We start from the raw sequence: 22,708 nt of genomic DNA, 5'->3' as shown, positions 1-22,708 counted from the left end.
CCGATGACGCCGCGTTCATGCTCGGCAATGCGGAAAGCGTGGTGATCGTGCCGGGTTATGGTCTCGCGGTGGCACGCGCGCAGCACGCGCTGAAGGAACTCACGGATAAGCTCGTCGAAAAGGGAATCGACGTTCGATACGCGATTCATCCGGTCGCGGGCCGCATGCCGGGACACATGAACGTGCTGCTCGCCGAAGCGGAAGTGCCGTACGAGATGGTGCAGGAAATGGAGGACATCAACAGCGAGTTCGGGCAAACGGACGTGGTGCTGGTGCTCGGCGCGAACGATGTCGTGAATCCGGCGGCTAAAACCGATCCGAAATCGCCGATTGCCGGAATGCCGATTCTCGAAGCGTACAAGGCACGCACGATCATCGTGAACAAGCGATCAATGGCGGCGGGTTACGCCGGGCTTGATAACGAACTGTTCTACATGGACAAGACGATGATGGTGTTTGGGGATGCGAAGAAGGTGGTGGAGGAGATGATGAAGGCGGTGGAGTAACGCGCGTCATGCGGCTTTGCGCCGTGCGAAAGCCGCACGGCGCAAAGCGAAGGATTAAGGCGGTAGTCAGAGCACTCACGCCGAATTCATCGCTTGACGAATTAGCTGACACTCGCCACGGAAGGCGTTCGCACCCACCCGCGTACAATGTCGCCTTCTGAATGTCTTGAACGAATGCCCTCATGTCCTCCCCCCTCTTCGACTGGTTTCTCCCCTGCCCGCGCGGACTCGAAGCGCCGCTTGCCGCCGAGCTTGCCGAGATCGGAGAGCGTCACGTCGCCGGCGCGCCGCTGTCGGGCGGCGGATCGCTGATCGTCGGTGCGCAAGTGCCGGGCGGCGTGCACTTCCGGGGCGCGTGGGTCGCGGGCATGGCGGCGAATCTGCATTCGCGTATCGCGAGCCGCGTGCTGCTGAAGATCGCGCACGGTCCGTATCGCAATGAAAACGATATCTACGAGCTGACGCACCGGCAGCGCTGGGAACAATGGTTCACGCCCAGTCAGACCATGCGCGTCGATCTCACCGCGATCAAATCGCCCGTCAAAAGCCTCGAATTCACCACTCTGCGCGTGAAGGACGCCGTCTGCGACCGCCTGCGCGATCTGAGCGGCGCGCGTCCGAGCATCGACACGGCGCAACCCGACGTGCGCGTCTTCGTCTTCCTGACGATGAACGAATGCACGCTCTATCTCGACACCTCCGGCGAGCCGCTATTCAAGCGCGGCTGGCGACTCGACAAAGGCGCGGCACCGCTGCGCGAAAATCTCGCGGCGGGCATTTTGCGTCTCACCGGCTGGACGCCCGGCACGCCGCTGTTCGATCCGATGTGCGGCAGCGGCACCTTCCTCGCCGAAGCCGCGCAAACCGCGATGGATATCGCGCCGGGCCTGGAACGCCGCTTCGGCTTCGAAAAGCTCAAGCCCTTCCACCCCGGCATGTGGCAAAAGCTCAAGTCCGCCGCCACCGAAGCAAAGCGCGCCGCCCGCGCCTCGCAAACCGACATCAATATCTTCGGCAGCGATATCTCCGGCGACATGCTGGAGAAGGCGCGCGCCAATCTGAACCGCGCGGGCGTGCCCGATCTCGCGCTCAAACAAGTCGATGCGCGCAACATGACGCCGCCCACCGACGCGCCCGGCATCCTCGTCGCGAATCCGCCGTACGGCGAGCGGATCGAAGTGCGTGGACGCGGCCCGCGTGGCGAGATTCGCGAAACGCCGCGCTCGCGTCGCGACGAAGAAGATTCGTTCGAACGCGCTCAGCCCGATCCGGCCGACACGGAGTTCTTTATCTCGTTCGGCAACGCGCTCAAGCAGCGCTTCCCCGGCTGGCGCGCTTACGTGCTGACGTCGGATCGCAAGTTGCCGGGCATGCTGCGACTGCGCGAATCGACGAAAACGCCGTTGTTCAATGGCGCGCTCGAATGCCGCCTGTTCCGATTCGATCTCATCGCGGGCAGCGTGCGGAACCGGCCGACCGACGAATAAGAACGCGTCACGTCGAAGCCAGTATGCACGGCGGCCGCGCGCCGATCCATTAGGCCGAATGGCATAGGCATTTGCACAATCCGCACACGTGAGGCGCTTTGTGCCGATTTGCCTATGCCGTTCGGACGGATCGCGCGGCATTCCGCCCGGCGCTACAATCGGCGCATGAACTCAATCACCGAACTCGCCAGCCCCATCGCCGTCGACGTCTATCGCCAGCGGCGCGAACGTGTACTCGCGGCGTTGCGCGCGCAAGGCGGCGGCATCGCCGTGGTGCCGACTGCGCCGGAAGTCATGCGCAATCGCGACGCCGACTACGCGTATCGGCATGACAGTTACTTCTATTACCTGACCGGCTTCACCGAACCCGAAGCAACGCTCGTGCTGAACGCGAGCGCCAAATCCGGCGAGCCGTCCACGCTGATCTTTTGCCGCGAGAAGAACGTGGAGCGCGAGACGTGGGAAGGCTTCCGCTTCGGTCCCGAAGCCGCGCGCGAGGCGTTCGGTTTCGACGCGGCCTTTCCCATCGACTCACTCGACGAAGAAATGCCGCGCCTGCTCGCCGATCAACCCGCGCTGCACTACGCGCTCGGCACGTCGGAATCACGCGATGCGCAAGTGCGCCGCTGGCTCGACGCCGTGCGCGCAAAGAGCCGCAGCGGCGTGCGCGCGCCAACGCAAGCGCGTGATCTGCTGCCGCTGCTCGACGAAATGCGTCTGGTCAAAGACGATCACGAACTCTCGATCATGCGTCGCGCGGCAAGCATTTCCGCCGAAGCGCATCGTCGCGCGATGCGGGCGTGCAAACCCGGCATGCGCGAATACGAGATCGAAGCCGAACTGCTCTATACCTTCCGCCGACACGGCGCGCAGGCGCCTGCGTACGGTTCCATCGTCGCGGCGGGCGCAAATGCGTGCGTGCTGCACTATCCAGCGGGCAACGCGATTGCGCATGACGGCGATCTGATCCTGATCGACGCCGCCTGCGAACTCGACGGCTACGCGTCCGACATCACGCGCACATTTCCAGCCAATGGCCGCTTCACGCCCGCGCAGCGCGAGCTCTACGACATCGTGCTCGCAGCCCAACACGCCGCCGCCGATGCCACGCGCGCCGGCGTCAGTTTCGACGCACCGCATCAGGCCGCTTTGAACGTGTTGTCGCAAGGTCTGCTCGATACGGGCATCCTCGATAAAACAAAGTTCGGCACCGTCGACGATGTGCTCGCGCAGCGCGCTTACTCGCGTTTCTATATGCATCGCACGGGGCATTGGCTCGGTATGGACGTGCACGATGCCGGCGAATATCGCGAAGCCGATGGCCCGCTCGACGATCAGGGCGCGAAGCCGTGGCGCACGCTCGCGGCAGGCAATGTGGTGACCATCGAGCCGGGACTTTACGTGCGCGCGTCCGCCGATGTGCCGGAGCGCTTCTGGAATATCGGCATTCGTATCGAGGACGACGCGGTCGTGACAGCGAACGGCTGCGAACTCATCACGCGCGAAGTGCCGGTCGAGGCCGACGAAATCGAAGCGCTGATGCGCGAATCCAACTCAAACTGAATCGACCATGAGCGACGTTCAAGCCACGGAACAGCCTTTCGACTACGACATCGCCATCGTCGGCGCGGGGCCGGTCGGGATCGCGCTTGGCGGATGGCTTGCGCGGCGCAGCGCGACATCGCGTATGTCGATCGCATTGATCGATGCCCGCACGCCCGACGCCGCCGCCAGCGATCCACGCGCGCTCGCGCTTTCGCACGGCAGCCGCGTGATGCTTCAGGAACTCGGCTTCCCCGCCGATTCCACGCCCATTCGCCGCATTCACGTGTCGCAGCGCGGTCACTTCGGACGCACGCTGATCGAGCACGACGAACACGAGTTGCCGGAGCTTGGTTACGTCGTGAAGTACGGCTCGCTGGTCGGCGCGCTCGCCAACGCGGTGCGCGCGACGAAGGTCGATTGGCTCACGAACACCTCGGCGCTCGCGCCATTGCAGGATCACGATGGCGTGACGTTGCCGCTGCAATCGGCTGAAGGCGAGCGAACCATTCGCGTGAAAGTGCTGGTGAATGCCGAGGGCGGTCTTTATCAGCATCAGACTTCCGATGCACGCCGTTCGCGTGACTACGGCCAGACGGCGATCGTTGGCACGGTGAGCGTGTCGGATCCGCGCGCCAACGTCGCGTGGGAGCGCTTCACGCCCGAAGGCCCGATCGCGCTGTTGCCGTGCGGCGGTCGGCATCACGCGGATTACGCACTCGTCTGGTGCTCGACGCCGGAAGAAGCCGCGCGCCGCATGGAGCTGAGCGACGACGCATTTCTCACCGAACTCGGTCACGCCTTCGGCACGCGCATGGGCAGCTTTACGCGTATCGCGGGGCGCGCGGCGTTTCCGCTTGGCCTGACGGCGCTGCATACGCTGATCGACCGCCGCACGGTGGCGATCGGCAACGCGGCGCAGACGCTGCATCCGGTCGCGGGCCAGGGCCTGAATCTCGGCCTGCGCGATGCCCGCGCTCTCACCGACGCCCTTTCCGTCGATGGCCCGCGTCCACTCGCGCTCACGCATTTCGCGCAACGCCGCGCGCTGGACCGCCGCCTGACCATCGGCGCAACGGATACACTCGCGCGCCTGTTCACCGTCGATTTCCCGCCGCTCGCCGCGATGCGCGGTCTGGCGCTCACCGCGCTCGAATTCCTGCCTCCGGTCAAAACGGCGCTGGCACGTCAAATGATGTTCGGCCAGCGCCGTTGAACTGACAAATAGAGACAATCGTATGCTCACGGTCATCGAACTTATCCTCTATGAACGCGCGCGCTTTCATTGAAGATTTAATGACTTGCATGCGATTGCTCTTAATTTCAGCACGCTGTTCGCGTTAAAATACGCGTTTCCCCTTCAGAAACGTTGCATCCGCCTGACGCGGCTTCGGCCGGATTACGCCTCGCGGTGCTTTTTTGCCTTCATGCCAAGTATCGGTCCTCACGTTCTGCGCAATAACCTGTTCGTCGCTCCGATGGCAGGTGTCACCGACCGCCCGTTCCGCCAGCTCTGCAAACGCATGGGCGCGGGTTACGCGGTGTCGGAGATGGTCGCGTCGAATGCGCAGTTGTGGAAGAGCGAGAAGACCATGCGCCGCGCCAACCACGCGGGCGAAGTCGAGCCGATCTCCGTGCAGATTGCGGGCGCGGACCCGCAGATGCTGGCCGAAGCCGCGCGTCACAACGTGGCGAACGGCGCGCAGATCATCGACATCAATATGGGATGTCCGGCGAAGAAGGTGTGCAACGTGGCGGCGGGGTCGGCGCTGTTGCAGAACGAACCGCTGGTCGCGCGCATCGTGGAAGCGGTGGTGCAGGCGGTCGGCGTCGGGCCGGATGCGGTGCCCGTTACGCTCAAGATTCGCACGGGCTGGGATCGCGAAAACAAGAACGCGATCAAGATTGCGCACATTGCCGAAGATGCGGGCATTTCCATGCTGACGGTGCATGGCCGCACGCGCGCCGATCTGTATAAAGGCGACGCGGAATACGAAACCATCGCTGCCGTGAAGCAGTCTATCCGCATTCCGCTGGTCGCGAACGGCGACATCACCACGCCTGAGAAAGCGCGCCACGTGCTCGCCGTCACGGGCGCGGATGCCATCATGATCGGCCGCGCGGCGCAGGGTCGTCCGTGGCTGTTTCGTGAGATCGAATACTTTTTGCAGACGGGCGAGCGTATGCCGCCGCCGCGCATCGACGAGATTCAACAGGTGATGAACGAGCACCTGGAAGATCACTACGCCTTCTACGGGGAATTCACCGGCGTACGGACTGCGCGCAAGCATATCGGCTGGTACACTCGCGGCCTTTCCGGCGCCAATACCTTCCGGCACCGGATGAATACGCTGGACACGACCAAAGAACAATTGCTCGCTGTCAACGAGTTCTTCGACGCGCAAAAGGCGTTGTCGGACCGTCTCGTCTATGTCGATGACATCGACGAGTCCGCTGACGCAGACGGCGCGTGCGGCGAAGAATCGTGCGGCGGGCAAGACAACAACAAACGACTAATTGCCGCATGAGCAGACATAACATCGAACAATGCGTCCGCCAGAGCCTCGACAGCTACTTTCAGGATCTGGACGGATCGAACCCGCACGACGTGTACGACATGGTGATTTCGTGTGTGGAAAAGCCGCTGCTCGAGGTGGTGCTCGAGCAAGCGGGCGGCAACCAGTCGCTCGCGGCCGAATATCTCGGCATCAACCGCAATACGCTACGCAAGAAGCTTCAGCAGCACGGATTGATTTGATTCATCGGACCGGCGCGCTTCGCTCGGTCCGGCCTGGTTATCCTTTTCGGTTTCAGTGTTCATCATGATCAAGCAAGCGCTCATCTCCGTTTCCGACAAGTCCGGCATCGTCGAATTTGCCCGGTCGCTCTCCGACCTCGGCGTAAAAATTCTTTCGACCGGCGGCACGGCCAAACTGCTCGCGGATGCGGGCCTATCCGTTACCGAAGTCGCCGATTACACCGGCTTTCCGGAAATGCTCGATGGCCGCGTGAAGACGCTGCATCCGAAGGTTCACGGCGGCATTCTTGCGCGCCGCGATCTGCCCGAGCATATGGCCGCGCTTGAAAAGCACGATATTCCGACCATCGATCTGTTGGTGGTGAATCTGTATCCGTTCGTGCAGACGGTCTCGAAAGAAGAGTGCTCGCTGGAAGATGCGATCGAGAATATCGATATCGGCGGGCCGACCATGCTGCGTTCGGCAGCGAAAAATCATCGCGATGTCACCGTCGTGGTCGATCCGGCGGACTACGCCACCGTGCTCGACGAGATGCGCGCGAACGGCAACACCGTCGGTTACAAGACGAATTTCCGCCTCGCGACCAAGGTGTTCGCGCACACCGCGCAGTACGACGGCGCGATCACGAACTATCTGACGAGCCTCACCGAAGAACTCCTGCACGCGAGCCGCAACACCTATCCGGCGACGTTCAACGTCGCGTACGAAAAGGTGCAGGACTTGCGATACGGCGAGAATCCGCATCAGAGCGCGGCGTTCTATCGTGATCTTTCAGTACCGGCCGGCGCGCTCGCCAACTACGAGCAGTTGCAGGGCAAGGAACTCTCGTACAACAACATCGCCGATTCGGACGCGGCGTGGGAATGCGTGAAAACGTTCGATGCACCCGCGTGCGTGATCATCAAGCACGCGAATCCGTGCGGCGTGGCGCTCGGCGCGAACGCGCTCGAAGCGTACTCGAAGGCATTCCAGACCGATCCGACGTCGGCGTTCGGCGGCATCATCGCGTTTAATCGTGAAGTGGATGAGGCGGCCGCGCAGGCGGTGGCGGAGCAGTTCGTCGAAGTGCTGATCGCGCCGTCGTTCAGCGACGCGGCGCGCGCCGTGTTCGCGGCGAAGCAGAACGTGCGCTTGCTGCAAATCGCGCTGGGCGACGGCCACAACGCGTTCGATCTGAAGCGCGTCGGCGGCGGCTTGCTGGTGCAATCGCTCGATTCGAAGAACGTTCAGCCGCATGAACTGCGCGTCGTGACCAAGCGCCATCCGACGCCGAAGGAAATGGACGATCTGATGTTCGCGTGGCGCGTGGCGAAGTTCGTGAAGTCGAACGCCATCGTGTTCTGTGCGAACGGCATGACCATGGGCGTCGGCGCGGGCCAGATGAGCCGCGTGGACTCGGCGCGAATTGCGGGCATCAAGGCGCAGAACGCGGGGCTGACGCTGAATGGCTCGGCGGTGGCATCGGATGCGTTCTTCCCGTTCCGCGACGGCCTCGACGTGGTGGTGAATGCGGGCGCGACCTGCGTGATCCAGCCGGGCGGCTCCATGCGCGACGACGAAGTGATCGCCGCCGCCGACGAGCACAATATCGCGATGGTCCTCACGGGCACGCGTCATTTCCGTCATTGATCTGACGGACATCGCTTAAGATTGGCCTGTTTGCGCTCAGACGGCGCAAACAGGCCTTTTTATTTGGATGACGCGACGCGAACGTATGAGAATTCTTGGCATCGACCCCGGCCTGCGCGTGACGGGCTTCGGCATCATCGACAAGACGGGGAACACGCTCAATTACGTGACGAGCGGCGTCATCAAGACCGCCGATGCGGACCTGCCTTCGCGGCTCAACACTATTTTCAGCGGCATTTCGACCTTGATCGCGCAGCATCATCCGGATCAGGCGGCGATCGAAAAAGTCTTCGTCAATGTGAATCCGCAATCGACGCTGCTGCTCGGACAAGCGCGCGGCGCGGCGATTTGCGGAATGGTCGCGAGCGGCGTGCCGGTGGCGGAGTACACCGCGTTGCAGTTGAAGCAGGCGGTCGTTGGTTATGGACGCGCGACCAAGGAACAGATGCAGCAGATGGTCGTGCGCTTGCTGAATCTCTCAGGCGTGCCGAGCACCGACGCTGCGGATGCGCTCGGCATGGCGATCTGTCACGCGCACGGAGGCACGGGACTCGCGGCGCTCGGCGGCATTGCGCCGTCGCTGGCGAAGAAGGGCTTGCGCGTGCGGCGCGGGCGGCTCATCGGCTAACTCATCGGCTAATTTTCAAAGCATATACACACTATGATCGGTCGCATTGCCGGCGTTCTGCTGGAAAAAAATCCGCCGCATTTGCTCGTCGATTGCGGCGGCGTCGGCTACGAAATCGACGTGCCGATGAGCACGTTCTATAACCTGCCGAATTCGGGCGAAAAGGTCGTGTTGCTGACGCAGTTGATCGTGCGTGAGGATGCACATTTGCTGTACGGCTTTCTCACGGCGGAGGAGCGCGCGACGTTTCGTGAACTGCTGAAGATCAGCGGGATCGGCGCGCGGATGGCGCTGGCGGTGCTGTCGGGCATGAGCGTGCACGAGCTTTCGCAGACGGTGACCACGCAGGATGCCGCGCGTTTGACGCGGGTGCCAGGGATCGGCAAGAAGACGGCTGAGCGCTTGCTGCTCGAGTTGAAGGGCAAGCTTGGCGCGGATCTCGGTTCGGCCGCGGCGGCTGTTTCTGCGTCGGATCACGCATCGGATATTCTCAACGCGCTGCTTGCGCTGGGGTATTCGGAGAAGGAAGCGCTGGCGGCGGTGAAGAATGTGCCAGCAGGCACGGGCGTGTCGGAAGGGATCAAGCTGGCGTTGAAGTCGTTGTCGAAGGGGTGATTCGGCTTAGGCCATTCGGCCAGCTTCGCCGTGTAAAACCTCGCTGTACAATCAAAAAATGATCGAAACCGACAAACTCGCCGCCGAGCGCATTATCTCGGCCACGCCCGTCTCGCCGAACGAGGAAGCGTTCGAGCGCGCGCTGCGTCCGCGTCAGCTCGATGAATACGTCGGGCAGGAAAAGGTGCGCGGCCAGCTCGAAATCTTTATCGAAGCGGCGAAGCGTCGTTCCGAGGCGCTGGATCATGTGCTGTTGTTCGGGCCGCCCGGTTTGGGCAAAACCACGCTTGCACACATCATCGCGCGGGAAATGGGCGTGAATCTGCGGCAGACGTCGGGACCGGTGCTGGAGCGCGCCGGCGATCTCGCCGCCCTGCTCACCAATCTCGAAGCCAACGACGTGCTGTTTATCGACGAAATTCATCGGCTTTCGCCGGTCGTCGAGGAAATTTTGTATCCGGCACTCGAGGATTATCAGATCGATATCATGATCGGCGAAGGGCCGGCCGCGCGCAGCGTGAAGCTGGATCTTCAGCCGTTCACGCTCGTCGGCGCGACCACGCGCGCGGGCATGCTGACCAATCCGCTGCGCGACCGTTTTGGCATCGTGTCGCGGCTGGAGTTTTACAACGCGAGCGAACTGTCGCGCATCGTGGCGCGATCGGCTTCGTTGTTGAAGGCGGATATCGTCAACGAGGGCGCGCTGGAAATTGCCAAGCGCTCGCGTGGCACGCCGCGTATCGCGAATCGGCTGCTGCGGCGCGTGCGCGATTACGCCGAGGTGAAAGCCGACGGCATGATCACCGCCGAAGTCGCCGACGCCGCGTTGAAAATGCTCGATGTCGATCCGGTCGGCTTCGATCTGATGGACCGCAAGCTGCTCGAAGCCATTCTGCATAAGTTCGATGGCGGGCCGGTCGGCGTCGATAATCTCGCGGCGGCAATCGGCGAAGAGCGCGATACGATCGAAGACGTGCTGGAGCCGTATCTGATTCAGCAAGGCTTTTTGCAGCGCACGCCGCGCGGACGCGTGGCGACCTTGCTGACGTATCGGCACTTCGGGCTGGCCGCGCCGGATGCGGGGCCGATCAAGGATTTGTGGGACGCGAACGGACAATAAGCATGTCCGATCAGGCGACGTTCGTCACCCGCTTGCGCGCATCGATCGGGCAAAGCGTGGTCGGTTTGACGAGCGGCAGCGGACCGCTGATCGATTACACATCGCCGCCGGGCGATCCCGGTCTCTTCGGCCCGGACGCCGCCTGCTGGAAAGTCCACTCCGATTTCCCATCGATGATGACGGGCGGCATCAGCGCCCTTCTCCTTCAAACGCTGCATCCGCTTGCGCTGGCTGGCGTGTGGGATCACTCGACGTTTCGCACCGATATTCTCGGCCGTCTGCGCCGCACCGCTACGTTCGTCGCGTGCACGACATACGGTAATCGCGCCGATGCGCTCGCGCTGATCGAGCGCGTGAAGCATATCCACTCAGGCGTGACGGGCATCGCGCCGGATGGCCGCGCGTATCGCGCGAGCGATCCGGATTTGCTGACCTGGGTGCATGTGGCCGAAGTGTCGAGTTTTCTCAACGCTTATCTGCGCTTCAAGGACCCGACTTTCTCAAACGTGGATCAAGACCGCTATTTCGATGAAACCGCGACCATCGCGCGAATGCTCGGCGCGCGCGATGTGCCAACCACACGGGCCGCGATCGAAGAATATCTGGAAGCGATGCACCCGCAGTTGCAGGCAAGCGAGCGCACGCGTGAAGTGTTGAACGTGCTGAAGCGTGCGCCGACGCCGAGCATCGTCATGAAGCCGGCTAGCCGGATGCTGTTCAGCGCGGGCGTCGATTTGTTGCCCGAATGGGCGCAGCAGACGCTCGGACTTGGCTCGATGAAGCCCGCGCGGAAGATCATCGCGAATCCGGGCGTGAAAGTGGTCGCGTCCGTCGTGCGCTGGGGATATACCAACACCGTGTCGAAGCGCGCTTTAAAACGCGTGACAACACCAACATCGACCGATTAACCCCGCTTACGAAAATCGTCGTCGTCCGTATCCGTGGCGAGATGCGAGACGTCGCCCCATGCGATCACCTTTGCGCCGTCATCGCCATATTCGACCGTGTTGACGCTGCAGTTCAGCAACGGCCAGTTACGCGCTTCCGACAGCGGCAACTTCATCGCGTATCGATAAATACAGTCGAGCACGCCGCCATGCGCGACGCACGCGATCCGCCCGCCCGGATGCGCGGCGATGATCGGCTCCATCGCGTGCACGACGCGGTGATAAAACACGCGCTGCGACTCGCCGTCGCCCGGCGGCGAAAAGCCCGGATCACGCGTCTGCCATTCGATGAATTCATCGGGAAACTTCGCGTTGATCTCTTCGCTGTCGTGGCCCTGAAACGCGCCGTAGAAACGCTCGCGCAAGCCTTCGGTCAGACGCAGATCAAGACCCAGCGAATCGGCAAAGGGACGCGCGGTTTGCATCGCGCGTTGCAAGTCGCTCGAATAAACGGCGTCGAGCTTTTCGTGCGCGAGGCGCGTGGCCAACTGTTCGGCCTGCAAGAAACCATGCTCCGACAACGGAATGTCGATATGCCCTTGAATCCGCTTGATGCGATTCCAGTCGGTTTCGCCGTGTCGAATAAAGAGAACCTGAGTCGTCATGATGGGCGCACTTGAAGCCAGAAAGTCACCGGCCCGTCATTGACGAGCGATACCTGCATGTCCGCGCCGAATTCGCCCGTTTCCACGATCCGATGCTTCGCGCGCGCCTGCGTCACGAAGTAATCGAACAGGCGGCGTCCCTCGTCGGGAGGCGCGGCGGGCGTGAAGCTCGGACGCAGACCGCTGTTGGTATCGGCGGCGAGCGTGAATTGGGAAACCAGCAGCAAACCGCCTTCGACGTTTTGCACCGAGAGATTCATCTTGCCCGCTTCATCGCTGAAAACGCGATAGCCGAGCATTTTGGCGAGCAGCTTGTCGGCGGCAGCTTCGTTGTCGCCGCGTTCGGCACAGACCAGCGCGAGCAAACCCGCGCCGATCTCGCCAGTGACGCGATCGTCCACGCGCACATCGGCGCGCTTCACACGCTGGATCAGCGCGATCATGCGGTCAGCGTAATGCGCGCAAAGCGGCGCTTGCCGACCTGCACGACAAACTCGCCCGCTTCGACCTTCAGCGCTTTATCGGTAATCACCGTGCCGTCGATCTTCACGCCGTTCTGCTCGATATTGCGCAGCGCTTCACTCGTCGATGGCACCAGTCCCGCCTGCTTCAGCATCTGCCCGATGGCGAGCGGCGCGCCAGCAAGCGTGATCGACGGAATATCGTCCGGCACGCCGCCCTTTGCGCGGTGGTTGAAGTCTTCGAGCGCGCGCTCGGCGTCCGCCTTCGAATGGAAGCGCGCGACGATTTCCTGCGCCAGCATCACCTTGAAGTCGCGCGGATTGCGCCCGCCTTCGGTTTCCTTCTTGAACGCCTCGACTTCCGCGATGCTGCGGAACGACAGCAGCTCGAAGTAACGCCACATCAGCACATCGGAAATGCTCATCAGCTTGCCGAACATATCCGTCGGCTTTTCGCTGATGCCGACATAGTTGTGCTTCGACTTCGACATCTTCTCGACGCCGTCGAGGCCTTCGAGCAGCGGCATCGTCAAAATGCACTGCTGTTCCTGACCGTATTGCTTCTGCAATTCGCGGCCGACCAGCAGGTTGAACTTCTGATCCGTGCCGCCGAGTTCCAGATCCGCATTCAGCGCGACGGAGTCGTAGCCCTGCATCAGCGGATAAAGGAATTCGTGGATGGAAATGGGCACGCCGCCCTGAAAGCGCTTGGTGAAATCCTCGCGCTCCAGAATGCGCGCGACCGTGTAGCGCGATGCCAGCTTGATCATGCCGTCGGCGCCGAGCGGCATCGACCATTCGCTGTTGTAGCGAATTTCGGTCTTCTCGCGATCGAGCACCAGCGCGGCCTGCTCGAAATACGTCTTCGCGTTCATTTCGATCTGCTCGCGCGTGAGCGGCGGACGCGTGGCGTTGCGGCCCGACGGATCGCCGATCAGCGACGTGAAATCGCCGATCAAGAAGATCACCTGATGGCCGAGATCCTGCAACTGGCGCATCTTGTTCAATACGACCGTATGGCCGATGTGGATGTCCGGCGCGGTCGGATCGAGACCGAGCTTGATGCGCAGCGGCTTGCCCGTGGCGGCGCTGCGCGCGAGCTTCTGCGCGAATTCGTCTTCGATCAGCAGTTCGTCGCAGCCGCGTTTGGCGATGGCGAGCGCGTTCTTCACCTCATCGGTGATCGGGAGGGGCAGGCTCGCGGAAGCGTTGGAATCAGTGGTCATGCTTGCGGCTTGTGAAAGTCAAAGGGTTCGATGGTTGCCGGTGCGGGTGGTTAGTCAGAGGAACGTTACGCTCGGCCCGAAGGCGTCTCGCGTTTGACTATCCACACAATGAGACGCGCACAAAAATCTACGGCACTTCGAAAGTGCCAGGAAGCCCGTACACGAGCCCCGCTCTGGCTGGAATTTTACGCGATGACGCGCCATCCAGTGTAATAAGCGGAAATTTTATTATCTCATTGCCGCAAAATGCAGAAAGTTCATGCTAGTAACCGCGTTCGGTACAAAACATGAGAGATTACCCTTATGGAAAAAACATATGCCTCTTACTAACGAGCATCTTAAAAAGGCGGATCCGCATCTCAAATTAAAAATAGCATTGCCTTAATTAACTCCTCGCATTAGATTAATCACGCAGGCTTAAATACCTGCGAACCCAACCAAACAGATTAAGACGAGGTCAAAATGAATCAGGATATTAAAAGCATTCCGCAGGAAGCGTCGAAGCATGCAGTTGATCATTCTCTGAAAATTCAGAGTAATGGTCTGTCCACAAACAAGCTGATGGGAAATCTCCGCCCGAATCTGACTCAGCCTGAATGTAGCGGGCCGAACATGTAATATCGTTTGACAAGAGGGAAGCAGGAGCATTAGCTTTGTTCCTGCGAGTTCGGCAGGAAAACTCGGAGCAATACTATGACAACCAAAATGCGTCTCACACCCAAGATCATCGAACTCGGTGAAGCTGATTACCAGCATTTTATTGATCAGCTTCCGGATGCCTCTGCGATTATCCCTGACATCTCGAAACTAAACGATCGGGCTCTCACACAATCCGCTCACAAGCTCGCAAGCGAAATATTTTCCACGGAAATCGATCTCGTAAAGTCAGAGCTATCGGATGCAAAGGCTGGAATCGTGGCAGTTGACATTCCAGAAAGCCGAACGCTCAGCGTTGATGATAATGCGTTTTGGGGCGTGGCTCTGGCAACTGGATTCGGCTCGAATGTCTTTTCTCTCGCGCACGACAAGATTAATGGTACGCCATTCACGATTTACGCTGCATCCTATGAAAAGAGTCGCGAGCTGACTGAATTCGGACTGCCGACGGTCGCCCCGGAGACAAAGCTCGGTTTCCATACCGACGGTGTTATACATGGCGATACAGTGTCGATGCCCTGCAATATCATGCTTTACAACGTACTAATAGAATATTATCGCCCTGGTTGTTTTCATTGGGTTCCATTTCATTCATGGGATGAGAAGAAGACCTTTATGGAACGCGTTGGGGTTGGCAAACGTTATTCCGTCAAATTAGCGCCGAGTATCTATGATCTAGGAGAAGGAAAACTGGAGATCGTGTCGCCTGATACAGTAGATGTTCCAATTTTTGCGGACGACGAGAAAAATGAATTTCCGTTGTACATCAATGGGAGCGTCGTAGGCTCCAGCGACAATGAAAGTTTTGATCCCGAGATCTTCGCAGCATTAAAGCAATCAATTGCGGATAGCCGCGTGCGTTACTCAGTCCCGCAGCGAAGCCGCCGCATAATCTTTGCCCGAAATGTCGCGGGTGCGCATGCACGTGACATCTTTGAGGAGCCGATTCCCGGTGTGCCTTATACCCGAATTTTTTTGCGATCAGTCGATGTAGACGCCGTCAGTCTTGCTTGTTAGTTTTGCTGATTGTGTGCCGTATGTCTTCCGAACGCTGCCCCCCTACATTTGGATCTTCACGTGTCGTTAATTCGATTTCTCGCGATCTATGCGTTGAACTTCTTTCGAATTGGCTTCCAGACCGTTGCCATTGCGTGGTTCGCCACGTTGGCGACGGGTCGGGTAAGTGCTGTTGCTGAATTGCTGTTGGTTTCAAGTGTATCGACTCTGTGCATTTCGCCAATCATTGGACGTCTCGTCGATTCGATTTCGCGGAAGAAGATGCTCCTGTGTTTAGGACAGGTTTCGGCATTCTTTTTTGGTTTAATCGCAACCTGCATTTTGCGATTCGCACCTTCCATTGCGCCTTTTTTTGTGCTTTCATCCATTACCGTATTATTATCAGGCGCTTCATTGCTTTCGAGTGGCGCGATGGATTATTTTTTGCGCACGTTTATTTCCGACGAGATACGCGCACGCCAGCTTGCTCGGATTAATACCGTAAATCAAATTGCACTAATTGCAGGAACCTGAATAGCGGGTGCTGCCGCCTCCGCAGTTTCAGTAGAATTCGGGCTTCTCATCATTTCGCTGCTTGCGGGACTTACCACTCTTCTATGTTTGATTCTATTGTGGGATCTACGCCTAGACAAAAAAATTGAACGAAAGCGACGGGTGACCGGATTGTTCCAAGCGTCGATTTACTTTAATCATCCTATATTGTTCTACGTTGCTTGCTCCGGTGCGCTCGTTTATTCGATTGGCCAAGCGACGAATATGTTACTTCCAAGTCTGATCGCCTTTCACTTAAACCTGAGCAGTATCGAATATTCGAAGATAGAAACCGCGTGGTCGGTCGGAGCACTGGGAGTAAGCGTTTCGTTGGCCATATTGAAAACTAAAATGGTCCGCCCTTTGAGTTTCGAATTGATTATTATCAGCGCGATGTCGCTCGTACTTGGGTTCGTTCCTTTTGCGTCGCGGCTTCCTGTTCTGGTCGCAATGCACCTTCTACTCGGCGCCGCCTTCGCCTTTGTCCGCATCCGAATGGAGACTCGCTTTCTTCAAGAGTGCCCCGTGCATCTGCTCGGTCGATTTAGAGCAAACAGCATGGCGCTGACTAGCCTTGTGGGCATCCTTGTTTATTTCGCTCCACTGATTAATCGTAAGGCGTCGATCGCAGTTCTCTATTTGTCGGTTGCAAGCGCACTACTCTTCGTCACCGTGATCGTGTTCGCAGCATCCGCGTCAATTACATCAGTCGGCGGCCGCGCAATTAGGGAATGAGTGGCCTTTCATATAACCATCAGCGAAGCGACCGGTGCGGTTCCTGGATGAACCCGCGCATCGCCAAGCATCCAAGAATCCCCTTCGTTATGTTCACGTTCACGCCCATAACAAGCATATAAAGTGCGCATACCACTTAACGATTCTCTCCGATACGCGGATAATTCGCCGCTGAATCGTCTTAACCCAACGACGATAGGAGCGCAACGTGGGCAAGAAACGCGAGGAAGTCGAAACCAGCCACGCAGACGGCGTGTACTTCGGTTTGATGTCGGGCACCAGCATGGACGGTGTCGATGGCGTCGCCGTGCAGTTCGCGACGGGCAAGACGCCGGTCGTGCTCGGCGAGGCGCACATTTCCTTTTCCAAAGATTTACGCGATGCGCTCTTCGCGCTGCAAGCGCCCGGCGACAACGAACTCGAACGCGAAGCGCTCGCCGCCAACTCGCTCGCCACGCGCTACGCGATCTGCTGCCATGAATTGCAGAGCATGAGCGGCTGTTCCGCGACCAAGGTGCGCGCGATCGGCGTGCATGGCCAGACGGTGCGGCATCGCCCGGAAAAGGGTTACACACGGCAGATCAACAATCCTGCGATGCTGGCGGAAATGACCAATATCGACGTGATCGCCGACTTCCGCAGCCGCGACGTGGCCGCCGGCGGGCAAGGCGCGCCGCTCGTGCCCGCCTTCCACGCGACGATGTTCGGCGCGCCGAAGGAAACGCGCGTGGTCTGCAATCTGGGCGGCATCAGCAATATCACGATTTTGTCGGCGAGCGGCGCGGTGCGCGGCTTCGATTGCGGCCCGGCGAATGCGCTGATCGACGAATGGGCGCTGCGTCATCTGCAACGCGCATATGACGATGGCGGCCAGTTCGCCGCGCAAGGCACGGTGAATCAGCCGCTGCTCAACGCCCTGCTCGATGAACCGTTCTTCTCGGAAGCGCCGCCGAAAAGCACCGGCCGCGATCTTTTCAATCCGATGTGGATGGACGCGAAACTCGCCGCCTTTCCTGGATTACCGCCCGCCGATGTGCAAGCGACCTTAACCGCATTGACCGCCACGACTGTCGCGCGCGAGATCGAACGCCACGCATCCGATGCGCGCGCGGTCTATGTCTGCGGCGGCGGCGCGCGCAATCCGGTGCTGCTGAGGATGCTGCAAAAAGCGCTGGAAAATAGCGGCGTGTCCGGCGTTCCCGTCATGACGACGGACGCGCTCGGCGTGCCGCCGCAGCAAGTCGAAGCCTTCGCCTTCGCCTGGCTGGCGATGCGCTGCGTCGCGCGCGAGCCGGGAAATCTGGCATCGGTGACGGGCGCGGCGGGTGAGCGTGTTTTGGGCGCGATTTACCCGCGCTGATGTTTGTTAACGCAAAACGGAGCCAAATGGCTCCGTTCTTCACTGCATCGGCTTCCGAGAGAAAACTCAGACCGAGAACGACGAACCGCATCCGCAAGTCGTCGTCGCGTTCGGATTCTTGATCACGAACTGCGCGCCGTTGATATCGTCCTTATAGTCGATTTCCGCGCCGACCAGATATTGGTAACTCATCGAGTCGATCAGCAATTGAACGCCGGATTTGTCCATCACGGTGTCGTCTTCGTTGACTTCTTCGTCGAACGTGAATCCATACTGGAAGCCCGAGCATCCGCCGCCCTGCACGAACACGCGCAGCTTCAGTTCCGGATTGCCTTCTTCATCGATCAGTTGCTTGACCTTGTCGGCGGCCGCGTCGGTGAAGACGAACGGCAACGGCATTTCGGTCGTGGGGGTGTCGCTGACAGCGCTCATTCGAATTCTCCAATTAAGCTTCTAACCGCTATTGTAGGGCTGATCTCAATATCGTGCCGAATGTCCATGGAATCAATGGGCTATATGCAAATTCGACATCTTTTAGTCTGCACGCGCCACGACACACCATAGAAAAAGCCGCCGGCACCTGAGTGCGGGCGGCTTTTCCAGCAATTTCGATCCGAACCAAAGCCCGGACGAAACCCAAAGCGCAATCGAACGGTTAACGCTTCGAGAATTGCTTCCGGCGGCGTGCCTTGTGGAAACCGACCTTCTTACGTTCCACTTCACGCGCGTCACGCGTGACGAAGCCAGCGTTCGACAGTTGCGACTTGAGCGTAGCGTCATAGTCCATCAGCGCACGGGTGATACCGTGGCGGACTGCGCCTGCCTGACCCGTTTCACCGCCGCCCGACACGTTGACCTTGATGTCGAACGTGGTGCCGTGGTTCGTGAGTTCCAGCGGTTGACGCACGATCATCAGCGACGTTTCGCGCGAGAAGTAGTCGGCGATGGGCTTACCATTGACGACGATCTCGCCCTTGCCCGACTTGATGAAGACACGAGCGACGGCGCTCTTGCGGCGGCCCGTACCGTAGTTCCAGTTACCGATCATGTGGGCTCCTTAGATCTCGAGCGCCTTCGGCTGTTGCGCCGAGTGCGGATGCGTTGCTTCGGCGTAGACCTTGAGCTTCTTGATCATTGCGTAGCCGAGCGGACCCTTCGGAAGCATGCCCTTGACAGCCTTCTCGAGCGCGCGGCCCGGGAAACGCTCTTGCATCTTGCCGAACGTGGTTTCGTAAATGCCGCCCGGGTAGCCCGAGTGACGATAGTACTTCTTGTCCGTGGCCTTGTTGCCCGTGACCTTCAGCTTGCCGGCGTTGATGATGATGATGAAATCACCAGTGTCGACGTGCGGAGTGAACTCAGGCTTGTGCTTGCCGCGAAGACGGCGTGCCACTTCGCTGGCAACACGGCCGAGGACTTTGTCCGTCGCGTCAATCACGTACCATTCGCGCGTCACCTCTTCGGCTTTTGCGGAAAACGTCTTCATGATCGATCCAAAAATTGATGTGCCCTTTTAGCTTTCCTGTTCGGCCGTGCTTATATGTGCTGCACTTGCACGCTCTCTCAGGCTTCTCTCCGCGGGCGTGGTGCGAAGAGAACTTTGAATTATAAAGGGAAATGGTCCGCTGCGTCAAAGCGTTGCGGAGAGCCACGCGACGAGGGACGAAAAAAAGCCCGGGCGCGTGTGGCTCGGGCTTAATCCACCAAAGGAGGAGGTGGAGGAGACAGAACCGAGTATAGGCATCGGTATGCTGCGAAGCAAGAAGAATCTATATCGTGAAATTGAATTTCTTAATATGAAATATGTGGGATTTTGGTAATTTCATCGATAAAACAAGATGTTAGATTGAACTCTTACTTGCTCGACACGGCTTAGCACACTCTAGAGTGCTGCCTCGAGTCGCCTGAATAGCTGTATTGAATGACTCAAAACAGTGACTTATAGCAAGTCGTCAACCAGTAGAAGCCAGACCCGGCGGCAATGAGTTTTTGCGCAAACGGCTACAATAAACCCTCGAAAAAGCGGCTGGAGCCTGAGCATGGAATGCAAAGTTAGCTGGATGGGACAGGACGGCATGGCCTTCGCCGCCGAAACGGGAAGCGGCCATTTGGTCAATATGGATGGCGCGCCGGAAGGTGGCGGGCGCAATCTCGCGCCGCGTCCGATGGAAATGGTGCTGCTCGGCACCGGTGGCTGCACCGCCTACGACGTCGTGATGATCCTGAAGAAAAGCCGTCAGGAAATCACCGACTGCTCGGTGACGCTGAAGGCGGATCGCGCGAGCGAGGATCCGAAGGTCTTCACCAAGATCCACTTTCATTTCACGGTGACTGGCAAGAATCTGAACCCGGCGACGGTCGAGCGCGCGATCAATCTGTCGCACGACAAGTACTGCTCGGCTTCGATCATGCTGGCGAAGACGGCGGAACTCACGCATTCGTTCGATATCGTCGAAATCTGAGCGAATTGCCTGAGGCCAAAAAAAGAGCCGACGTCGCGAGACGCCGGCTCTTTCCTTTTGATTAACGGCAAAGCGGACCGATAAGCCGGATTCTGTGCACGCGCCCGGCCGAAACCGCACGCGCGTGGCAATCATTCCTCTAGGCGCGCCATTGCTGACGCGCTCAAGCTTCCTACCCGCAGACGAACGGGGGCACCGTCCTGCATCGCGAAGATGCCTGCCTGCCTATTTGGAATTGCTCCGGGTGGAGGTTACCGTGCCGGCGCGTCTCGCGACGTCCGCGGTGCGCTCTTACCGCACCGTTTCACCCTTACCTGATCTCCGGACTTGCGCCCGAAGCCATCGGCGGTTTGCTTTCTGTTGCCCTGTTCCGCGTGTTGCCACGGATGGCCGTTAGCCATCACCCTGCCCTGTGGAGTCCGGACTTTCCTCGCCCTCTTCGGCTTTCACCTCGGAGGCCGCGATTGCCTGGCCTGCTTTGCTGCCCGCGATTTTACCATCAGCGGTTGCGGCGGCCTTTGCGGGACACGGCGGCGTCATCGTAGAAATCGGGCGATGCATTCGCGGGCCACCAGCCGGGAACGCCCAGCACCGGCAGCGGCGCGAAGCTGCGGCCGTCGAGCGGTTCGGACAGAAGGCGGTCGGCTACTAAGCGATCGAGCGTCGCGCGGCGGGCGGGTTCATCGAGTGAGAAGTAGTCGGGCGGGACGTCGATGATCCATGCGTGACCCGTACACGCTTTGTATGGCGCGATCAGCTTTTCCAGCAGCGCGTGCCCGAAGATGCGCGCCTCGCAGCGCACGCCCCACGCCGCGCGTTCGGCGATGAACAACGTGTTCCAGTCGAAACGGCGGAGCGCGTCGGTCAGCGATGGATCGGCGCTGGCGAAGAGGATGGCGTTTTCATCGAAGACCGTGAGCGCGTCGCGCACGCCGCCACGTGTCGGACCGATGCCGAGTGCATCGATTTGATCGGCTTGTCGCGTGTTGAGCGCGGCTTTGATGCGCGGCTGCGTGAACCACATCAGGCCATTGAAGAAATCGTGGAGATTGTGGCGCGTTGGCACGTTGCCGGTTGCGGCGATGTGGCCTTCGTAGGATGCGCCTTCCGGCAAATCGTCCTGCGCGATGAAGCGCAACGACTTGCCACGGCCGGTGAAAAACCCGGCCGCACGCGCGTCTTCGTTCAATAAGGAAAGATATTCCGGGTAACCAACCAGCGCTGCGGCCTTCCATCGCTTGCCGCGTTCAGCGATAGGCGCAAGCCAGGGCCGCGCCCAATCGATCGCCGCAAAGCTCACCCGGCAAAACGCCAGTTGATCGATTCGCCGCCTTTCAGCGGCACGATCTGCGCATCGCCGGCGGTGAATTCGGCGGGCAAGGTCCACGATGCGCGTTCCAGCGTGACCTTCTCCGCACTACGCGGCAGGCCGTAGAAGTCAGCACCGTAGAAGCTGGCGAAGCCTTCGAGCTTGTCGAGCGCGCCGGCTTTACCGAATGCTTCGGCGTACAACTCGAGCGCGTGCAACGCCGTGTAGCAGCCCGCGCAACCACACGCGTGCTCCTTCAAACCCTTCGGATGCGGCGCGCTGTCCGTGCCGAGGAAATAGCGCGGATTGCCGGAAGTCGCCGCCTTCACCAACGCCTCGCGATGCGTTTCGCGCTTCAGCACCGGCAAGCAGTAATAGTGCGGGCGAATGCCGCCGACGAGCATCGCGTTGCGGTTGAACAGCAGATGATGCGCCGTAATGGTCGCGCCGATATCGCCTTCCGCCTCACGCACATAGTCAGCAGCATCTTTCGTCGTGATGTGCTCGAACACCACTTTCAGCCCCGGAAACGCGCGACGCAACGGCGTCATCACACGGTCGATAAACACCTTCTCGCGATCGAACAAATCGATATCGCCATCCGTCACTTCGCCGTGAATCAGAAGCGGCATGCCAACTTCCTGCATCGCCTCAAGCGTCTTCGCACATTTGCCGATGAGATCGGTCACGCCCGCGTCCGAATTGGTCGTCGCGCCCGCCGGATACAGCTTCACGCCATGCACGAAGCCACTCGCCTTGGCGCGGCGGATCTCGTCGGGCGGCGTGTTATCGGTGAGATAGAGCGTCATCAGCGGCTCGAAGTCCGGGCCGTTTTTCGGCAACGCAGCCAGAATCCGATCCCGATACGCCGATGCCAGCGCCGTCGTCGTCACCGGCGGCTTCAGGTTCGGCATGATGATCGCGCGGCCAAACTGGCGCGCGGTATGCGGCAGCACGGCGGCGAGCGTATCGCCGTCACGGACGTGCAGATGCCAGTCGTCGGGGCGCGCGATGGTGAGCGTATTCAGCGGAGAAGGATGAGCGGACATGGCGTATTGGCGGCGGGAACGTGTGTTGGTCGAAGGCCTTCCGAAAGCTGCGCACGAGCCGGC

Annotated in this window: 24 protein-coding genes and 1 other RNA gene; 16 read left to right on the top strand and 9 right to left on the bottom strand. The window is 59.8% G+C overall.

Going from position 1 to position 22,708, the window contains the following annotated elements; genetic code table 11:
- From P7F28_RS28155 to P7F28_RS28105, 11 genes are all read left to right on the top strand, one after another.
- A partial coding sequence (locus P7F28_RS28155; RefSeq protein ID WP_277188134.1) for an NAD(P)(+) transhydrogenase (Re/Si-specific) subunit beta occupies nucleotides 1–506 on the top strand: 506 nt, incomplete at its 5' end.
- 182 nt (nucleotides 507–688) lie between these two features.
- On the top strand, nucleotides 689–1,993 hold the full coding sequence (locus tag P7F28_RS28150) for a class I SAM-dependent RNA methyltransferase (protein ID WP_277188133.1): 1,305 nt from the start codon (nucleotides 689–691) through the stop codon (nucleotides 1,991–1,993).
- 165 nt (nucleotides 1,994–2,158) lie between these two features.
- A complete protein-coding gene (locus P7F28_RS28145) occupies nucleotides 2,159–3,556 on the top strand; it encodes an aminopeptidase P N-terminal domain-containing protein (protein WP_370467421.1) in 1,398 nt (465 codons plus the stop codon).
- A gap of 7 nt (nucleotides 3,557–3,563) precedes the next feature.
- Entirely contained in the window at nucleotides 3,564–4,751 is a 1,188-nt protein-coding gene (locus P7F28_RS28140; RefSeq protein WP_277188131.1) for a UbiH/UbiF/VisC/COQ6 family ubiquinone biosynthesis hydroxylase, read from the top strand.
- 211 nt (nucleotides 4,752–4,962) lie between these two features.
- Entirely contained in the window at nucleotides 4,963–6,063 is a 1,101-nt protein-coding gene (gene dusB, locus P7F28_RS28135) for a tRNA dihydrouridine synthase DusB (protein ID WP_277188130.1), read from the top strand.
- Nucleotides 6,060–6,293: a Fis family transcriptional regulator gene (locus tag P7F28_RS28130; RefSeq protein ID WP_277188129.1), complete on the top strand. Its 234-nt coding sequence runs from the start codon at nucleotides 6,060–6,062 to the stop codon at nucleotides 6,291–6,293. Before dusB ends, P7F28_RS28130 begins: the two co-directional genes overlap by 4 nt.
- A gap of 64 nt (nucleotides 6,294–6,357) precedes the next feature.
- Nucleotides 6,358–7,923: a bifunctional phosphoribosylaminoimidazolecarboxamide formyltransferase/IMP cyclohydrolase gene (gene purH, locus P7F28_RS28125; protein WP_277188128.1), complete on the top strand. Its 1,566-nt coding sequence runs from the start codon at nucleotides 6,358–6,360 to the stop codon at nucleotides 7,921–7,923.
- 85 nt (nucleotides 7,924–8,008) lie between these two features.
- Nucleotides 8,009–8,551: a crossover junction endodeoxyribonuclease RuvC gene (gene ruvC, locus P7F28_RS28120; RefSeq protein WP_277188127.1), complete on the top strand. Its 543-nt coding sequence runs from the start codon at nucleotides 8,009–8,011 to the stop codon at nucleotides 8,549–8,551.
- A 33-nt stretch (nucleotides 8,552–8,584) separates the two neighbouring features.
- On the top strand, nucleotides 8,585–9,166 hold the full coding sequence (gene ruvA / locus P7F28_RS28115) for a Holliday junction branch migration protein RuvA (RefSeq protein ID WP_277188126.1): 582 nt from the start codon (nucleotides 8,585–8,587) through the stop codon (nucleotides 9,164–9,166).
- Between the two features lie 58 nt (nucleotides 9,167–9,224).
- Nucleotides 9,225–10,286 carry a Holliday junction branch migration DNA helicase RuvB gene (ruvB, locus tag P7F28_RS28110; RefSeq protein ID WP_277188125.1) on the top strand — a complete coding sequence of 354 codons (1,062 nt, stop codon included), beginning with the start codon at nucleotides 9,225–9,227 and terminating at the stop codon, nucleotides 10,284–10,286.
- A 2-nt stretch (nucleotides 10,287–10,288) separates the two neighbouring features.
- Nucleotides 10,289–11,194: an oxygenase MpaB family protein gene (locus P7F28_RS28105; RefSeq protein WP_277188124.1), complete on the top strand. Its 906-nt coding sequence runs from the start codon at nucleotides 10,289–10,291 to the stop codon at nucleotides 11,192–11,194.
- On the opposite strand, the gene P7F28_RS28100 is transcribed toward P7F28_RS28105, so the two are convergent.
- The 3 genes from P7F28_RS28100 to tyrS are packed head-to-tail and all read right to left on the bottom strand — an operon-like array spanning nucleotide 11,191 to nucleotide 13,525.
- A complete protein-coding gene (locus P7F28_RS28100) occupies nucleotides 11,191–11,838 on the bottom strand; it encodes a histidine phosphatase family protein (RefSeq protein ID WP_277188123.1) in 648 nt (215 codons plus the stop codon). The genes P7F28_RS28105 and P7F28_RS28100 overlap by 4 nt on opposite strands.
- Nucleotides 11,835–12,281 (bottom strand): D-aminoacyl-tRNA deacylase, encoded by a 447-nt coding sequence (gene dtd / locus P7F28_RS28095; protein WP_277188122.1) that lies wholly within the window; start codon nucleotides 12,279–12,281, stop codon nucleotides 11,835–11,837. The genes P7F28_RS28100 and dtd overlap by 4 nt, the downstream gene beginning before the upstream one ends.
- Nucleotides 12,278–13,525: a tyrosine--tRNA ligase gene (tyrS, locus tag P7F28_RS28090; protein WP_277188121.1), complete on the bottom strand. Its 1,248-nt coding sequence runs from the start codon at nucleotides 13,523–13,525 to the stop codon at nucleotides 12,278–12,280. The genes dtd and tyrS overlap by 4 nt, the downstream gene beginning before the upstream one ends.
- A gap of 693 nt (nucleotides 13,526–14,218) precedes the next feature.
- Between tyrS and P7F28_RS28085 the strand changes: the two genes are divergently transcribed.
- The 4 genes from P7F28_RS28085 to P7F28_RS28070 all read left to right on the top strand — a co-directional run bounded on the left by P7F28_RS28085 (nucleotide 14,219) and on the right by P7F28_RS28070 (nucleotide 17,825).
- Nucleotides 14,219–15,199 (top strand): hypothetical protein, encoded by a 981-nt coding sequence (locus tag P7F28_RS28085; RefSeq protein WP_277188120.1) that lies wholly within the window; start codon nucleotides 14,219–14,221, stop codon nucleotides 15,197–15,199.
- A gap of 60 nt (nucleotides 15,200–15,259) precedes the next feature.
- Entirely contained in the window at nucleotides 15,260–15,712 is a 453-nt protein-coding gene (locus P7F28_RS28080) for a hypothetical protein (protein WP_277188119.1), read from the top strand.
- Nucleotides 15,713–15,853: 141 nt separating this feature from the next.
- A complete protein-coding gene (locus tag P7F28_RS28075; RefSeq protein ID WP_277188118.1) occupies nucleotides 15,854–16,465 on the top strand; it encodes a hypothetical protein in 612 nt (203 codons plus the stop codon).
- Between the two features lie 208 nt (nucleotides 16,466–16,673).
- Nucleotides 16,674–17,825, top strand: coding sequence for an anhydro-N-acetylmuramic acid kinase (locus P7F28_RS28070; protein WP_277188117.1), 1,152 nt, complete (start codon nucleotides 16,674–16,676; stop codon nucleotides 17,823–17,825).
- Between the two features lie 66 nt (nucleotides 17,826–17,891).
- Here P7F28_RS28070 and erpA read toward each other — a convergent pair whose 3' ends face one another.
- The 3 genes from erpA to rplM all read right to left on the bottom strand — a co-directional run bounded on the left by erpA (nucleotide 17,892) and on the right by rplM (nucleotide 19,311).
- Nucleotides 17,892–18,257 (bottom strand): iron-sulfur cluster insertion protein ErpA, encoded by a 366-nt coding sequence (gene erpA / locus P7F28_RS28065; RefSeq protein ID WP_277188116.1) that lies wholly within the window; start codon nucleotides 18,255–18,257, stop codon nucleotides 17,892–17,894.
- A 223-nt stretch (nucleotides 18,258–18,480) separates the two neighbouring features.
- Nucleotides 18,481–18,873 carry a 30S ribosomal protein S9 gene (gene rpsI / locus P7F28_RS28060; protein ID WP_014190405.1) on the bottom strand — a complete coding sequence of 131 codons (393 nt, stop codon included), beginning with the start codon at nucleotides 18,871–18,873 and terminating at the stop codon, nucleotides 18,481–18,483.
- A 9-nt stretch (nucleotides 18,874–18,882) separates the two neighbouring features.
- Nucleotides 18,883–19,311, bottom strand: coding sequence for a 50S ribosomal protein L13 (gene rplM, locus P7F28_RS28055; protein ID WP_277188115.1), 429 nt, complete (start codon nucleotides 19,309–19,311; stop codon nucleotides 18,883–18,885).
- Nucleotides 19,312–19,864: 553 nt separating this feature from the next.
- Between rplM and P7F28_RS28050 the strand changes: the two genes are divergently transcribed.
- Complete coding sequence (locus P7F28_RS28050; protein ID WP_277188114.1) at nucleotides 19,865–20,287, top strand: OsmC family protein; 423 nt, start codon at nucleotides 19,865–19,867, stop codon at nucleotides 20,285–20,287.
- Between the two features lie 65 nt (nucleotides 20,288–20,352).
- On the opposite strand, the gene rnpB is transcribed toward P7F28_RS28050, so the two are convergent.
- The 3 genes from rnpB to pyrC form a co-directional block, all read right to left on the bottom strand.
- An RNA gene (rnpB, locus tag P7F28_RS28045) (RNase P RNA component class A) lies at nucleotides 20,353–20,767 on the bottom strand.
- A 19-nt stretch (nucleotides 20,768–20,786) separates the two neighbouring features.
- Nucleotides 20,787–21,587: a DUF3025 domain-containing protein gene (locus tag P7F28_RS28040; protein ID WP_368860380.1), complete on the bottom strand. Its 801-nt coding sequence runs from the start codon at nucleotides 21,585–21,587 to the stop codon at nucleotides 20,787–20,789.
- On the bottom strand, nucleotides 21,584–22,645 hold the full coding sequence (pyrC, locus tag P7F28_RS28035; RefSeq protein WP_277188113.1) for a dihydroorotase: 1,062 nt from the start codon (nucleotides 22,643–22,645) through the stop codon (nucleotides 21,584–21,586). The genes P7F28_RS28040 and pyrC overlap by 4 nt, the downstream gene beginning before the upstream one ends.
- Nucleotides 22,646–22,708: the final 63 nt, after the last annotated feature.

The sequence above is a fragment of the Caballeronia sp. BR00000012568055 genome (assembly GCF_029439455.1).
Lineage (GTDB): Bacteria > Pseudomonadota > Gammaproteobacteria > Burkholderiales > Burkholderiaceae > Caballeronia.
This window is presented reverse-complemented; position numbering and strand designations above follow the sequence as displayed.